The sequence below is a fragment of the Ferruginibacter sp. genome (assembly GCF_014377975.1).
GTDB lineage: Bacteria > Bacteroidota > Bacteroidia > Chitinophagales > Chitinophagaceae > Ferruginibacter.
Genome location: NZ_JACMOO010000018.1, coordinates 1 through 14,955, shown reverse-complemented (window position 1 = coordinate 14,955; position 14,955 = coordinate 1). Strand labels below are relative to the sequence as shown.

The 14,955-nt window shown below is 36.2% G+C and carries 17 protein-coding genes; 9 read left to right on the top strand and 8 right to left on the bottom strand.

The genetic code is table 11. The features are described 5' to 3' along the window. Positions 1-3: 3 nt before the first annotated feature. The 4 genes from H7254_RS01245 to H7254_RS01230 form a co-directional block, all read right to left on the bottom strand. A complete protein-coding gene (locus H7254_RS01245; RefSeq protein ID WP_301923673.1) occupies positions 4-456 on the bottom strand; it encodes a MarR family winged helix-turn-helix transcriptional regulator in 453 nt (150 codons plus the stop codon). After that, a complete protein-coding gene (locus tag H7254_RS01240; RefSeq protein ID WP_301931248.1) occupies positions 453-1,490 on the bottom strand; it encodes an AI-2E family transporter in 1,038 nt (345 codons plus the stop codon). Before H7254_RS01240 ends, H7254_RS01245 begins: the two co-directional genes overlap by 4 nt. Before the next feature lie 53 nt (positions 1,491-1,543). Further along, positions 1,544-2,575 carry a radical SAM/SPASM domain-containing protein gene (locus H7254_RS01235; protein WP_301931247.1) on the bottom strand — a complete coding sequence of 344 codons (1,032 nt, stop codon included), beginning with the start codon at positions 2,573-2,575 and terminating at the stop codon, positions 1,544-1,546. 86 nt (positions 2,576-2,661) lie between these two features. After that, positions 2,662-3,582, bottom strand: coding sequence for a lytic transglycosylase domain-containing protein (locus tag H7254_RS01230; RefSeq protein WP_301931246.1), 921 nt, complete (start codon positions 3,580-3,582; stop codon positions 2,662-2,664). Between the two features lie 181 nt (positions 3,583-3,763). Between H7254_RS01230 and H7254_RS01225 the strand changes: the two genes are divergently transcribed. Continuing rightward, positions 3,764-4,531: a glycoside hydrolase family 25 protein gene (locus tag H7254_RS01225; protein ID WP_301922372.1), complete on the top strand. Its 768-nt coding sequence runs from the start codon at positions 3,764-3,766 to the stop codon at positions 4,529-4,531. Between the two features lie 98 nt (positions 4,532-4,629). Next, positions 4,630-4,860, top strand: coding sequence for a hypothetical protein (locus H7254_RS01220; protein WP_301931245.1), 231 nt, complete (start codon positions 4,630-4,632; stop codon positions 4,858-4,860). Between the two features lie 53 nt (positions 4,861-4,913). On the opposite strand, the gene H7254_RS01215 is transcribed toward H7254_RS01220, so the two are convergent. Then, positions 4,914-5,342 carry a DUF4440 domain-containing protein gene (locus tag H7254_RS01215; protein WP_301922374.1) on the bottom strand — a complete coding sequence of 143 codons (429 nt, stop codon included), beginning with the start codon at positions 5,340-5,342 and terminating at the stop codon, positions 4,914-4,916. A gap of 126 nt (positions 5,343-5,468) precedes the next feature. Further along, positions 5,469-5,858, bottom strand: coding sequence for a MerC domain-containing protein (locus H7254_RS01210; protein WP_301931244.1), 390 nt, complete (start codon positions 5,856-5,858; stop codon positions 5,469-5,471). A 120-nt stretch (positions 5,859-5,978) separates the two neighbouring features. Between H7254_RS01210 and H7254_RS01205 the strand changes: the two genes are divergently transcribed. Both H7254_RS01205 and H7254_RS01200 read left to right on the top strand, forming a co-directional pair. Continuing rightward, the gene (locus H7254_RS01205; RefSeq protein ID WP_301931243.1) at positions 5,979-6,692 is read left to right on the top strand and encodes an SCO family protein; all 714 of its coding nucleotides are present in this window, start codon (positions 5,979-5,981) and stop codon (positions 6,690-6,692) included. Positions 6,693-6,761: 69 nt separating this feature from the next. Continuing rightward, the gene (locus H7254_RS01200) at positions 6,762-7,175 is read left to right on the top strand and encodes a Fur family transcriptional regulator (RefSeq protein ID WP_301931242.1); all 414 of its coding nucleotides are present in this window, start codon (positions 6,762-6,764) and stop codon (positions 7,173-7,175) included. A gap of 18 nt (positions 7,176-7,193) precedes the next feature. On the opposite strand, the gene H7254_RS01195 is transcribed toward H7254_RS01200, so the two are convergent. After that, positions 7,194-8,912: a M3 family oligoendopeptidase gene (locus H7254_RS01195; protein WP_301931241.1), complete on the bottom strand. Its 1,719-nt coding sequence runs from the start codon at positions 8,910-8,912 to the stop codon at positions 7,194-7,196. A gap of 121 nt (positions 8,913-9,033) precedes the next feature. Beyond that, positions 9,034-9,546, bottom strand: a complete 513-nt coding sequence (locus H7254_RS01190; RefSeq protein ID WP_301931240.1) for a DUF5606 domain-containing protein — start codon at positions 9,544-9,546, stop codon at positions 9,034-9,036. A gap of 731 nt (positions 9,547-10,277) precedes the next feature. Between H7254_RS01190 and H7254_RS01185 the strand changes: the two genes are divergently transcribed. The 5 genes from H7254_RS01185 to H7254_RS01165 all read left to right on the top strand — a co-directional run. Continuing rightward, on the top strand, positions 10,278-13,127 hold the full coding sequence (locus H7254_RS01185; RefSeq protein WP_301931239.1) for an outer membrane beta-barrel protein: 2,850 nt from the start codon (positions 10,278-10,280) through the stop codon (positions 13,125-13,127). Between the two features lie 31 nt (positions 13,128-13,158). Further along, complete coding sequence (locus H7254_RS01180; protein ID WP_301931238.1) at positions 13,159-13,761, top strand: RNA polymerase sigma factor; 603 nt, start codon at positions 13,159-13,161, stop codon at positions 13,759-13,761. Beyond that, positions 13,751-14,089 (top strand): hypothetical protein, encoded by a 339-nt coding sequence (locus H7254_RS01175; RefSeq protein WP_301931237.1) that lies wholly within the window; start codon positions 13,751-13,753, stop codon positions 14,087-14,089. The genes H7254_RS01180 and H7254_RS01175 overlap by 11 nt, the downstream gene beginning before the upstream one ends. Positions 14,090-14,093: 4 nt before the next feature. Beyond that, on the top strand, positions 14,094-14,570 hold the full coding sequence (locus tag H7254_RS01170; RefSeq protein WP_301931236.1) for a hypothetical protein: 477 nt from the start codon (positions 14,094-14,096) through the stop codon (positions 14,568-14,570). Between the two features lie 68 nt (positions 14,571-14,638). Next, positions 14,639-14,955: hypothetical protein (locus H7254_RS01165; RefSeq protein ID WP_301931235.1), on the top strand; the 317-nt coding region annotated here is incomplete at its 3' end.

Sequence of the window (14,955 nt, the reverse complement as noted above, 5' to 3'; positions counted from 1 at the left end):
GTGTTAATTGGATTGACGGATTTTATCTAATAATTTATTAAGGGTTTTAGCTTCGCTTTTGGTTAGTGCTTTAACAATCTTTTCCATCTTGTCTTCCTGAACATCCAGTTTTTCGAGTATGTTTAACCCTTTGCTGGTAATGGTTACATCTACCAGCCTTTTATCGGTTTTACAAATTAATTTTTTTACCAGCCCTTTAATAATAAGCCGGTCAACAATGCGGCTGGAATCACTCATTTTATCTAACATACGTTCCCTTATCTGCAAAGTAGATAACGGAATAAGGCTGCCTCTCAAAATCCTTAAAATATTAAACTGTTGCATGGTAAGGCCTTCTTCCTCAAATAATTGTTTTAATTGTTCGGTGGTCCAGTTGTAGGTAAAAATTAAATTTACCATTACTTTGTGGTGTTCGTTTTTAAAGCTGTCTTGTTTAATGTCTTTATCTATACTCATGCTTCTAAATCGTTAATAACCTTTTCTGAAGTAAATTCATTTAAGTAAATTTTAATCAAAATTATAAAATAGCTTATCAGTAACGGACCAAATATCAACCCAATAAAACCAAATAGTTTCAGCCCAACAATTACACCTAATACCGTTATCATGGGATGCACATTTCCCATTTTTTTTAATAATCCCAGCCGCGTAATATAATCTACATTGCCTGTTACAATAAAACTGTAAATGGTTAAACCTGTGGCTGCGTAATTGTGCCCGGTGGAATAAAGAAATATTACCAGCGGTACCCAGATGATCATGGTGCCCAGCAGTGGAAAAAAAGCAAACACACCTGTTACAAACCCCCACATGCCCCATTCTTTTAACCCAAATATCAAATAGCCCAAGGTGGCAAAAACTCCCTGAACAATGCAAATAATAGGTATTCCCAGTGCATTAGCTCTTATCATTAAAATTGTTTCGCTTGCGAGTTTATCAACATTTTCGGGTGCTAAAGGAATGATATGGTGTAAATATTTCTCAACATCCTGGCCACTTACCAACAGGTAGTATAACAAAAAAAACATCATGAGCAGGTTTGTCAGTAAAGTGGCAGTAGTGTTAATTAAGCCAGGTATAAATGCAGATATTTTTTTAGAAATAGCCTGGGTATTTTCGTCAGATAACAATTTAAAACCTGTTGAACTTTCAATTTGACCTGAAAAAATTTTCGCACCCTGAATCACGCTGTTTTGGTTATTGATCAACGAATTAATTTTGGGCGAAACCATTATTACAGAAAAATAAACCGGTATGGTAATAATAATAAGTGAGCATAAAATAAATAGTATGGCTGTCGCTGCTTTATTCCATTTTTTTTCAATGGTTAATTTTTGATACAATTTACGGGCAAGGATGTATAAAGTAATTCCGCCCAGGATGCCGGGTAAAAAAATATACAGCTGGCTGATAAATACTATCACCAGGAAAAGTATCAGGCCAATCATCAGCACCTGGCGTAAGCGGTTGTTGAAACTTTTTTCTGTCATATTTCTAAATAAGAAAGATATTAAACCGGCTATTATTTATTAAACGCTACCTGTCAATCTTTCCATACCGAAGCACCTTCGCTGCAATTGGAACAAATGTCGATGTTTTTACGGCTCTTCATTAAACCGCTGCGAAACTGTTTGTAATTATCATTGTTCCACACTTCTTTAAAAGATTGGGTTTTTAAGTTACCCAACTGATGCGTGGCGTCTTTATCAAAACAACAGGGTACTACCAGCCCATCCCAGGTAATTACATTTGCGTGCTGCATTTTCCAGCAGCGGTTAGCCAATTTATTTTTGGGTGTGTAGGTGCCATCGGTATTTTTTTTATACCGGCTAAATTTATCAGTTGTTGGTATCAGGTTGTTGGGGTCTGTTTCATAATCATATACCTGTGCTGTTTTAAAGCGCACTTCATCCACACCCACTGCTTTAGCCATTTTTTTAATGTCCTCCACCTGGTGTTCATTGGGCTTTACAACCAAAAACTGAAAAAAAACAAAGGGCGTTTTACTGTTCAGTTCTTTTTTCCATTTTACAATATTTTTTGCTCCCTCAATTACTTTATCAATATTGCCTCCAATGCGGTATTGCTGATACACTTCCTGTGTAGTACCATCAATTGAAATGATCAACCTGTCTAAACCGCTTTCTACCGTTCTTTTTGCGGCAGCATCATTGAGGTAATGGGCGTTGGTAGAGGTAGCGGTGTAAATACCTTTGGCGGATGCATATTTTACCATCTCTAAAAAATCAGGGTTCAGGTAAGGTTCGCCCTGAAAATAAAAAATCAGGTAAAGTAATTCTTTATGAATCTCATCAATGGTACGGGTAAAAAAATCTTTTTGCAGCATTCCTGTCGGTCTGGTAAAAGCTCTTAGTCCGCTCGGACATTCCGGGCAACGCAGGTTGCAACTGGTAGTGGGTTCAAAAGAAATGGACACAGGATAACCCCATTGCACCGGCTTTTTCAGTAACCTGCCGGCATAAAAACTTCCCAGCACTTTAATGCCATTCCAAAATCGTTTAAAAGTGATTTTGCTTGCCAGGTTAATGGTATCGTTCCAATTGATTTCAGGCATAGCACGAAGTTAGTTCATCAGACCTTTATTAAACCAAATAACCGGCATAAGTATATACCAGTTATCAAACTAAAAAATATTCATTGTTATTTGTCAGATGAAGTACTATTCTCTTCCATTTCTGGTGCATTAATGTGTTCAAAATTATTAGGAATGGTAATTTTAACAGCAGTAAAATTTAAATTGTTATTAATGAAATTATCGTAGTTACGAAAGATCACATTAAGTGTGATGAAGTTTAAAACATACGCCTGCGTTTCGGCAGGCAAATACTTCTTTATATCCCAAAAGGAGGCGTTTTCTTTACCAGATTTTTTCATTGCATTCCAAACATTTCCTACACCGCAGTTATAACTGGCAACTACCAATAACCAGTTGTCATCAAGGTTTAACCGTCTTTCATGCAGGTAACGGGCCGCTGCCATGGTAGATTTATAAAAATTTTTACGGTCATCTTTCTGTTTGCCTCTTGCTTTAAAAAAGGCACCGGCCTTTCTAGTATTCAGCTTGCTGATTTTTTTCTTTTCTGCGGAGTTTAACTGATGCCCATATTTTAACCCGTATTCTTTAGCTACTTCGTCCATAATTTGCCAGTAACCCACCGCTCCCGTTTTTGATACCGCATTGCCGTTACCCCCCGACTCGAGGAGCATTAAAGTACCAAGCTCTTCGGGCAGATGATACTTTTTAAAAATAATATTTATCCGCGGTAACATCTTTTTGGTTTTGGTATAAAGGATCTTCAGGTAAGTTCTTTTTTTTTCGCTAAAAGAAGTAATATAAGCAGCGGAGGCGTCTTCATTGCCTTTTAAAATATCTGGAAAAATTACATTTGCCTCTTTTAAAATATAGCTGGGCTTATTGTAGAAGTTGGCAGATGCAAGTAATATTTTTTTTGTTGTATCGGTATTACTTTGTGCTGCTGAATTGCTGAAAGTCGCCAGCACTATTGCAAAACTGGTAAAATATTTTACCAGTAACAGTTTGAGCCTGTTGTTTTTAATCATGTTTTCTACAGGAGTTTATTCATTAACTAAAAGGTGCAAATTTAACGTGATGGATTAATAAATTACTGCATCTGCCTGTTAAAAAAAAACTTGGTAAAACTTTTTAACACAGCATTCTATTTACTATTTAAAATCTGCAGTGTTATTAGTTTTATGCACTTTTGCAGTCTATTACGTAATTGTGGCAAAAAGAAGAAAGTTAAACCCGGCGAAAAAAATATTAATTATTATATTGGGATTATCCGCCCTGACAGCAGTAGTTTACTGCAGCTTTTATTTTTTTAACAAACCGCTTTTTGTACACTACCCCGGCTTTGGCATTGATATTCCGGTAAACTATACCATTCATGGTATTGATGTAAGCCGCCATCAGTCTGTTATTAACTGGGATGATGTGAAAACGATGCAGATAAAAGATATTAAAATTGGTTTTGGATTTATTAAGGCCACAGAAGGAGTGCAGAATGTAGATGATCAGTTTGAAGAAAACTGGTCGGAAGCCAAAAAAGCAGCAATAGCCAGGGGTGCATATCATTTTTTTGTACCTTCCAAAAGCGGCAAATTACAGGCACTGAATTTTATTGAAACCGTAACACTGAAACCCGGCGACCTGCCGCCGGTTTTGGATGTAGAATATATCAGCAGCACCCCTATTGATAAACTGCAACAAAGAATAACTGATTGGCTGTTGGCGGTGGAAGCACATTATCATGTAAAGCCCATCATTTATACCAATACATTTTTCTACAAAAACTATTTAGGAAAAAAATTTGACCAATACCCTTTGTGGGTGGCACATTACCTGGTAAAAGATAAACCAACCATTGACCGTGACTGGATATTTTGGCAGCACAATGAAACCGGGCAGGTTAATGGAATTAATGCCTATGTTGATTTCAATGTTTTTAACGGAGACAGTACAGCCTTTAAAAAGTTACTTATTAAATAGCTGTACAAACGCTAACTTTAAAGCAAAGAAACATTTCTGGTGTTTGATTTTTATTGGCTGAACTTTAAAAGAAAAATGAACCGCTATTTGAAAACATTATGGAACCTGACGTACAAGAATTTTTAATACGAATCATACAAACAATTTCCATGGCCATTGTTTGGCTGCTGGTAAACATGTGTGTTGGAATTTATTTCGGATATGCTTTTTTCGATGAACGGCCTTCGTTAGGAAATTATCTTTTTTTTGGATGGTTTTTGATAAGTTTGGTGTGGATTATTTTTTATCTCAGAAAAAAATGGAGTGGTTGGAAAGAGATGGGGGAATAAGTAAAAGCAATAAGTTAACAGCTATAAATTGTTTATCTGTATTCCCAAACAAATTAACTGCTGTGATCTGCTATAATAAACCAGTGGTTTTTTATTTTGCGAAACAGCAATGTAAAAATGCCGGCTAAATCACCGATACTTCTGGATAAATGCCACTTACCAACTACGAAAAAATAATCTGCAGAAAGTTTTTTTATTTCTAGTAAATTAAAATCAAGCTTACCCATTGCAGCAGTATCAGCGTAATTCTTTTTATAATTATCCAGCGTTTTTTGCCAGCCATATGTAATTCCACTTTTACCGATAAACATCAATGAATCACTTTGCCAGTAGGTATTCATAAATGTTTTTATATCACCATTATTCCAGCAAATCGTTTGTTTTTTCAGCATTTTACGGATACTTATTTCATCTTTTGACTGGGCATTTGCAGTAATACCCAAGATGAATAAAAGCAGAATTGACAAGAATATTTTTCGCATAGCAGAAAAAATTGATCTTTTAAAAATAAACGATCCAGAAGAAAAAAACAAAGATTGATTTCGATGGGATGACACATCAGGGAATTAATGCCGTTAACCAATAGTAATTAGTGTAGAAAATAAAATTTAATGCTGGTGATTTGTAGAACTGCATTTGCTGAGATGGCACAACCGGTAGTTATAAAAATGCGCAGTTATAATCAGCACTACCGCAAGTGATAAAAATAAATATTCAAACTGCGGTACTACTTGTTTCAAAACCAAAAAAATAAAGCCAGCAGCAAAAATTAACAGTGGCGCTGTTAATCGGTGATGTTTAACATAACCGTGAAATAAAGAGTAAAAACCTACTATAAATGCCAGGCCAATCATACCCCATTCAAAAACTAAATTGTGAATAATATTAATGCCCAAAATCGGCAAAGAACTGATTAGCAATGGCAAAAGAGCACAATGTATTGCACAGGCTACAGAAGTAGCGATACCCATCGCATCAAAATTAATTTTTATATTCATTTTAAGGAAGTTCAAAGGTAGTATATTTGCAATAACGTTGCAAGTTTTAAATCTGTAAATGATTTTGCAACGAATAGTTTAATCAAAGCGTTTGGATGTAGCTTTGCAAAAATTGATACTATGAATAAAAAATGGTGGTATATTGGTTTTTTTGTTTTTCTATTTTCGGTTTACTTTATCTATGTTTTCAGCCAGACAGATATTTCACAATCCAACCTGCCGGTAATTAATAATAATGTACAATCTTTTGCTTTTACCAATCAGAATGGTAAACCCATTTCTGAAAAAGATGTGGATGGAAAAGTATATGTAGCTGAGTTTTTTTTTACTACCTGTAAAGGCATTTGCCCAAAGATGAATGCCAATATGCGCAGAGTGTTTGATGCATTTAAAGCCGATAGTAATTTTATGATTGTTTCTCATACCTGTATGCCGGAAACAGATTCTGTGCCACTGCTAAAAAAATATGAGCAGAAGATGCTGAATGGAAAACTGGAAAAAAATATTGACGGTTCTTACAAAATTAGTTATGATACCTTAACGGGGGCAAAACAAACGCCCGCCAACCCCATGTGGAATTTTGTAACAGGCGATAAAGCCGCTCTTTACAATATGGCAAGGCATAGCTACCTGATTGATAATAATAAGTCAGATACGTCCCAGAATATTGCCGACCAGTTCATCCATACCCAGTTGTTTGCCTTAATGGATAAACAAACAAGAGTAAGGGGTATTTATGATGGATTGAAAGAAACCGAAATGCAGAAATTACTAAAAGATATTGCAGGATTATTGAAGGAAAAACATCAGAACAGTGAATTAAAAAGCTATTAGTGAATGATAATTTTATATAGCGAAGCAGTGTAAAGAAACGGAAGGCTTTTTATTATTTAAAAAATTACGATGGAAACGCTACACAATATTTTGAAAAAAAATCGACTAAGCGTAACCGATGGACGTAAAAAAATACTGGAACTTTTTTTACACAGTAACGGGGCATTGGCCCACGCCGATATTGAAAAAAGCACGGGTGAAATTTTTGACCGGGTTACGGTGTATCGTACGCTGCAAACGTTTGTTGATAAGGGAATCATACATATCATACCAACAATAGATAATTCTGTCTTATATGCTTTGTGTAAAGACAATTGTGAAGCAGGTCATCATCATGACGACCATGTACATTTTGTTTGTGATGATTGTAGCAAAACTATTTGCCTTGAAGAAGTAACCGTTCCGTTGATAAAACTACCAAAGGGGTTTAAGCCAAATCATGCAGCCATGGTAATAAATGGCATTTGCAATGAATGCCACTAAGTAAAAATAATACAGTTATTAATTTAACCAGTTCATCTCTTCCTTTACAAATTCCATCAGCACTTTTATTTGCTCCGGCGAAAAATCAAATTTTAATCCGGCCGCTGAATATAGATCGGGTAAAGTTTTAGTAGCACCCAGGCTTAATGCCGTACAATAATTATCCAATGCTTTTTCACTATTATTTTTAAACTGCCTCCACAAACCGATGGCCCCTAATTGCGCAATGCCATATTCAATATAATAAAAAGGCACTTCAAATAAATGCAACTGGCGTTGCCATCCATTGCTGCGGTATTCTTCCAGTCCACTGTAATCAATCACTTTATCCTGAAATTCATTTATTATTTCATTCCATTGAAAGGTTCTTTGTTCTTGGTCATGCTGTGGGTTTTCATATATCCAATGTTGAAATTTATCAATGATGGCAATCCACGGAAAAATAGTAATAACTCTTTCCAGTTGATGTTCTTTAGCCCTTGTTAGTTCTTCAGGATTACTGAAAAATACTTCCCAATGATCCATACTGAACAATTCCATTGCCATACTGGCAACTTCGGCAATTTCCATCGGATATTCTTTAAACCCGGATAATGTTAGTGGATGTGCTAAAAAAGAATGAACTGCATGGCCACCTTCATGCACCATCGTAGTTACATCATTCATCTGGCCCGTGGCATTCATAAATATAAATGGCGCCCCGCTTTCCGCCAGGGGACAGTTGTATCCGCCAGGAGCTTTGCCTGTCCTGCTTTCCAGATCAAGATGTTTTAACGCCTGCATTTTTTTAAGGCAATCGCCAAAAAACGGACGAAGTGCTGTAAAACAGGCAATTGTTTTATTAATCAGCTCTTCGCTGCCAGTAAAGGGTCGCAGTGGTTCGGTGCCTTCAGGCTCTGCATCAATATCCCAGGGACGTAAACTTTCAAGGCCCAGCTTCTTTTTTTTCTTCTCATAAATAATATTTACCAGGGGAAGTACATGCAGTTTTACTGCTTCATGAAATGCAAAACAATCTTCTTTGGTATAATCAAATCTTCCCAACTCTTTAAAACGGTAATCACGAAAATTGGCAAATCCTGCATTAATGGCTTCCTGTGTACGTTTTTGTATCAGTTGATTATACAACTCATTCAGCGCATTTTTATCCTGCAGCCTTCTTTCCTGAATTTTCCTATACGCTTCTTCTCTTGCAGACCTGTCGTGGCTTTGCAGAAATTTTGAAGCCTGCTGTAGTGTATATTCCTGCCCTTTCATTGTTACAGTCATTTTTCCCGAAATAACGCCGTACTGTTGTTTTAATACTGACAGTTCTGCCTGTATCGGAATATTTTCTTCCCTGAATAATTCCATACCTTTTCGGATGTTGCGCAGATAAGTAAAATACTTTTTTTTATCCAGGCTTGCTGCCAGCGGGTGATTGGTTAGTTTTTTATTCAGTGCATCTGTATAAGGCTCTATATTGGGCTGAATTTGTAAGCAGTAAAAATTAAATGCATTTTCCAATTCCGTATTCTCTGTATCGCAGGTCATTTTTATCTGGCGCCAGCAGGCATCTTCACTCACTACCGCTTCCAGTTCGCTCTGGTCTTTCATCCATTGTTCCAATGCTTCGGAAGTATCAATATTTCTATCCAGTAACTCTTTAAAAAAAGGTTCAAGACTTTTCCAGTCAGTTAACATAAAATTGGCCGGTACTAAACGACGGGGTGTTTTTTCAATAGCTGCTGTGTACATAAAAATTGGTTAACCGGTTTAATAACACTACCGTAGATATTAAAACTACGGTAGTATATTGGCTTTAGAAAACGAGCCTGTAACAATAATTAGTTGAGAAGTTTATACTACTCATGGGGCATTAAGCCATCTTTCTCGGAGAGTTTATTTTTTTTGGCGGCGCTGCTTTTACATTCACCTGTTTGGTTTCGTTTGATTTTGCCTTTGGAGTAGCTACTTCATGAGTTGTTGCATCAGCCTCCGCATTTTCTGATAGTTTAATTTCCACCTCATTGGCTTTTAATAAACTAAACCAACGGATCATTTTTTTCATATCGCTGTTGTAAACCCTTTCAAAATCAATTTCGGGATATACCTTTTCAAAATAAGCTTTAATGGCTTTATTATCGGCTTTGGCATCTGGCAATTGTTCTGTGCTGATCTGCATGGCGGTAAAAACTTCTACCAGGTTTACATTGTCTTTTACCGTAAAAACTTCAATGCTTTCAAGGTGCGAAAAATTATGTAAACGGGTACTTACAAATTTGGTGCTTTTATCTTCTAATGATTTCACTACGCCACCATCTGCTTTTGAAGATAATAATTCATACAAACCGCCTAAGCCGGTTACTGAAACGAGTCTGTTATAATCCATAAACTGTATTTTTTTAGGTGTCAAAGATAAACTTCTGCAGGGATTTGCCAGCCTCTTAAATTAAAAAAAAACTGTAAAGTTTTAACCGGCTCCAAATAACAACCCGTTGAAGGATTCATACATATTTTTCGTTTTACAGCTCAATGACTAATTAACAAAGAAAAGGTTAGATATTTTTTATACCCGGCGGGTCGTTTAAATGATCTCAATAATAAAAAATAAATCAAGGGGAATAAAAAACCAAGATTATCTGACGCAGCATCGTCCACGAACCATTGAATTACATCCGCCAGGTTCCCTGATTTTAGTACCATAATTTATTTTTAAGCCCTTTTAATTGCAGCTTTGATGCTTTTTTTATTAGGAAAAAAAAAACAAAGCAAGCTGTAACAGTAACGGGAAAAGCGTCTGCGACTTAAATATTTAATTCTAAATAAAGAAAAGTTAAAAACTTCGCCTGTTTTTTTTAGTGTTGTCGTCTTATGTACTAATTGATTATACCAAATACGAAGGATATGACGGAAGCACGCCAAACCAACGGGGTTTTTGGTGGGGACAACACTATTTTAATTGATGACATGGATATTTATTTACATAGATTGATAGTCCTGATGAGTTTTCGCAAAGTGATAAAGCAAATCCGTTTTAAGCAGTCCGTTCAGCGTCATCCGTTTTTCTATTTTGTTTTGCATAAACAATGTAATATTTAGTAATAAAAAAAACAGTAGTCCATGCCAAAAATTTCAACCCTTTTACTTTTCCTGATTTCTTGTACCACCGGCACTTTTGCTCAAAGTGGAGTAATAAAAGGTTTACTGCTGGATGCCGCAAATAGAGCACCTGTCAGAAGTGCATCCGTAATTATTTATTTAGCAAAGGATTCTACAAAAAAAGAAATAAAAAGTACCCTTACTGATGCAGCAGGAAATTTTGAAATAAGTGGATTGGCAAATAATAGTTTTTTGATTGAAGTAAGTTCAATAGGTTATCAACAATTAATAAGACCAGTAAAAGTCACCGGCAGCTTAAAAAATTTGGGGGTTTTACTTTTTACCAAACAAAGAAAAGACCTTTCAGTTGTAACCATTATTTCGACAGCACCGCCCGTAGCCCAAAAAGGCGATACAACACAGTACAGCGCCAGCCAGTACAAAGTAAACCCGGATGCAACAACGGAAGATCTTATTAAAAAAATGCCAGGAATTACGGTAGATAAAGATGGTACCGTTACAGCACATGGAGAACAGGTAAAGAAAGTTACCATTGACGGCAAAGATTTTTTTGGTGATGATGCTTCAGCCGCTTTAAAAAATTTACCTTCTGAGGTAGTGGATAAGATACAGGTTTTTGACAGGCTGAGCGACCAGGCGCAGCTTACCGGTTTTGATGATGGCAACAGTGTAAAGGCTATTAATGTAGTTACAAAATCGGGTATTAAAAACGGGCAGTTTGGCCGGCTATATGGTGGCTATGGAACAGATGACCGCTATGCAGCAGGCGGCAATATGAGTTTTTTTAATGACAACCGGCGTATCTCTGTTGTAGGTAATTTTAATAACATCAATCAGCAGAATTTTGGTTCGCAGGATTTGCTGGGGGTTACAACCAGCGGTGGCGGGCGTAGTGGCGGACGTGGTGGCAACACAGATAATTTTTCAGTAGGTCAGTCACCCGGTATCAGCAAAACAAATGCCTTTGGTATAAACTACAGTAATATATTGGCTAAAAAATTAACCATTACCGGCAGCTACTTTTTTAACAACAGCCATAACACAAATGAGTCCATTGTAAATACGGAAACATTTTCGAATCCAAAAAATCTTTTCAGCACACAAAATACCCATGCCATAACCAATAACAATAATCATCGTATTAATATGCGGCTGGAATATAAAATTGATTCGTCCAATTCCCTTTTTATTATACCCAATATCAATTTTCAAAATTATAGTTCAGGCGCAGTTACTAATTTACAGAATTTTTATGGAGCCAATGATTCATTAAATAGTTCCATCAACAAAAATAATGCAACCAGGCAGGGTTATAATATCCGCAACAATATCATGTTTCGTCACTCTTTTGCAAAAAAAGGCCGCACACTTTCATTTGGTTTAAATATGAACTATGCAAAAAATGATGGCAATAGTATAACTGATGCCCGATACCAGTTTTATAACAATGGTTTTATAACTGATTCGCTACAGCAGCAGTTGTATGAAACTAATACCAACGGACATACCATTGGCGGCAATATTGCTTATACAGAACCTATCGGTAAAAATGGACAGTTGAAAATTGATTATACACCATCGGTACAAAAAAATAATGCTGATCAGCAAACATTTTCTTTTGACGGACAAAAATATTCCAACTTCGATTCCTCTCTTTCCAACAGGTTTTATAATACCATTACCACCAATAATGCAGGCATTAATTACCGGTTATCGAAGAGCAAAGATGAGCAGTTGTCTTTTGGTGCAAATTTTCAAAACGCCCAATTAGAAAGCCAGCGGGTTTTTCCAATCGTGTCATCGGTTAATCAGTTCTTTTCAAATATTTTACCTAATGCCATGTGGCGTAAAAAGTTTTCGGCGAGCAGCAATATCCGATTGTTTTACAGGGCTTCTACCAATTTCCCTTCTGTAAATCAGTTGCAGGATGTGGTAAATCTTTCCAATCCTTTAAGGGTTAGTGCTGGCAATCCTGATTTAAAGCAATCGTATACGCATCTTCTTTCCGCGAGATATACTTTTATTAATTCAAAAACAAGCCGCAGTTTATTTGCCAACGTTTTTTTACAAACTGCAGGCGATTACATTTCCAACGCTATCTATATTGCCCAGCAGGATACCGTTATACAGCAGGGAATAAAGCTGCGCAAAGGATCGCAACTTATCAAGCCGGTAAACCTGAATGGGTACAAAAGCCTGCGTACATTTTTAACCTACAGCATGCCCGTTAAGCCATTAAAAACTGTCATCAATTTAAATGCAGGATTTACTTATGCAAGACTTCCGGGGCTTATCAATTACCACTCAACAATTACCAATAATTACGTTTATAATACTGGTCTTGTTTTAGCAAGTAATATCAGTGAATATGTAGATTTTAATATTTCGTACAATGCCAGTTTTAATAATGCAAGCATACTATCTTTCACCAGTTCCACTAATAATTATGTTAATCAAACTGCAGGATTGCAATTAAATTTATTGGATAAAAAAGGCTGGTTTATAAAAAATGATATTACCGGACAGTCTTACACCGGTTTAAGCGCAGGATTAAATCAGCACTTTTGGTTATGGAATGCAGCAATTGGAAAAAAATTCCTTAAAAAACAGGCCGGTGAATTAAAATTATCTGTTTTCGATTTGTTGAAACAAAACCAGAGTATTGTAAGAACCGTAACCGGCGCCTATATTGAAGATGCGCAAAGCCAGGTATTGCAACAGTATTTTATGCTCACGTTTACTTATAGCCTGCGAAATTTTGGTGTAGCAGCAAAAAGTAGCAATGGCGATTTGAGGGAAAGAGACGGAATGAGCGCACCTGGTATGCGTGGAAGAAATCCATCCTTTTAACTATTTTTAGATTGGATTTTAAAAACCGTATGTGTTGAACCAATCTGAAAAAACATTAATTAAACAATTACAACAAGGCGACCGGCAGGCCTTCAGCACTGTTGTAGGTTGTTATCAGGATATGGTGTACAACACGGCTATAAGCATTGTACAAAATGAAGAAGACGCCGCAGACATCACACAAGATGTATTTGTACAGGTATTTCAATCGGTTGGATCATTTAAAGGAGATGCAAAATTTTCTACCTGGCTGTACCGCATCGTTATTGCAAAGGCATTGGATCATGAGAAAAGAAAGAAACGTAAAAAGCGTTTTGGCTTTATACAAAGTTTGTACACCGAAAAAGGAGAAGCGAAATATCACCCGGAAGAATTTAATCATCCGGGAATACAATTGGAGAATAAAGAAAAAGCTGGTGAACTTTTTAAAGCGTTAAAACAAATACCCGCAAATCAACGCATTGCTTTTATGCTAAATAAAATTGAAGGATTAAATAATCAGGAAATTGCAGTTATTATGAATACCTCTTTTTATGCAGTAGAATCTTTGTTGGCCCGTGCTAAAAATAATTTAAAAAAGAGCTTAAAAAAATACTATTTACAATCAGCTAAACAAAGCAGTCATGAAAAGTGATGAAAAAATACAACAGCAAATTGAGGAAACTTTAAACAGCATTGATAATATACAGAAGGCAACACCTCCGCCATATCTGCTTACAAGGATTAATGCAAGGCTCAATAACCCGGCTAAAAATATTTGGGAAAATATAGCCATTTTTATAAGTCGCCCCGCCGTGACGATAGCAGGAATTTGTTTGCTGGTTACGATAAATATTTCTGTATTGGTACTTAAAAAAGCCATCTCAGCTAATACCGTAGCAGAACACTCATTTACAACCATTGCAGATGAAGAGGATGAATACACAAACCTTGCAACCATTGATTATATTGAAAACCAATAATTTTATGACTACCAAACCAAATAATAAAATTCTTTTACTCATCATTGGTATTTTACTGGTAACTAACATCTCTATGTTATTGTTTTTTATAAATGGCAGGCCTGCAGAAAGAAGGGGAATGCATGCCGAAAGAAAGGCAATGATGACTACTTTTTTACAGAAAGAAATTGGATTTAGTCAGCAACAATTGCAGCAGTATGATTCTTTGAATGCACTGCATCGCAGTAAAGTAAAAACCATGTTTGAGTATGCGGGAAAAGAAAAAGAAAATCAGTTTAAGCAATTGGCCGCAAGTAATTTCAGTGATTCATCCATCAACATTACAGCAGGGTTGGCTGCTGGTAAGCAAAAGGAAATAGAAGTGGAAATATTTATTAATATAAAAAAAATCAGAACTATTTGTACCCCGGAGCAGCAACCAAAATTTGATTCCCTCTTTTATCCAATGCTGAATAAAAGAATGGACGACAGAAAAAAATAATTTTTGAAACCGACCGTTTATTTAAAAAAAGTCGTCTAATAAACCAGTTAAAGTAAAAACTAAATTATATGAAAAAACAAATTGCATTATCCATAGTAGCTTTCTGTTTAAGTGTAGGTTTCGCAATGGCACAGCAAGGCCGGGGTGGTCCCCGCTTAACAGTAGCAGAAAGAGTAAAAGCAGTGAATGAAAAATTGACCGATTTTAAATTAGATAAAAATAAACTTGCAGCAACAGACAGTATTTTTACAGCCTATTACTCCACCCTGCAAAAAGAAAGAGAAACGATGATGGATGGAGGTGGCACACCAGACAGGGAGGCAATGAGAAGCAAGATGTTAAAGTTGAACATTGACCGGGATGAGCAATTAAAACAAATTTTTAC